Origin of the sequence: Haemophilus sp. CCUG 66565 (genome assembly GCF_001679495.1) — a bacterium.
Classification (GTDB): Bacteria; Pseudomonadota; Gammaproteobacteria; order Enterobacterales; family Pasteurellaceae; genus Haemophilus; species Haemophilus haemolyticus_K.
Genome location: NZ_LZOX01000010.1, coordinates 1 through 614 on the forward strand (window position 1 = coordinate 1; position 614 = coordinate 614).

1 protein-coding gene is annotated in these 614 nt (G+C 41.5%); it reads left to right on the top strand.

All coding sequences use genetic code 11. The features are described from left to right. Positions 1-614: hypothetical protein (locus A9501_RS09680; RefSeq protein ID WP_179855775.1), on the top strand; the 614-nt coding region annotated here is incomplete at both ends.

The window sequence follows — 614 nt, forward strand, 5'->3', positions numbered from 1 at the left end:
AAATATGATGTAGCTGTGGGCAAAGGCTTAGAAGTGGATGGCGACAATAAAGTTACCGTTAAAACCGATGGTGACACCATTACCGTTGGCGATGATGGCAAACTCAAAGCAAACCTTTCAACTGAAAAAGTGAAAGCTGCTACAGGCGATGAAAACATTGCAACCGTTACACCAAAAGAAGGTGAAGAAAACTCCGAGTTTGGTAAAAAAGGTGCAACCTATGAAGTCGCTGTGACAAAAAGTGCGGTGAAAAAGGTCGCTAAAACAGCAGTGAAAGTGGCGGCAGGCGATAATGTGATTGTTTCATCAAACGATGACACAACGAACAATGAAACCACTTACACTGTAGAAGCAGTGACGCCTGTGGTTTACACTGACAAGCAAGGTAATCGTGTTTACAAAGTGAAAGATGGCAATGGCTATAAATTCACTAAAAATGCAGATGGCACAGGGGAAGTTGTAAACAAATCAGAAGTGATTGCATCATTCTACGACGCCAATAATAGCACCACTGCAGGAGCTATGATTGTGAACAATATTGGTTCAGCAATCAAAAATGCGACTGTTCCGGCGGGTAAAGATGCAAATAACTTCTTAAATAAATTAGAGGTTGC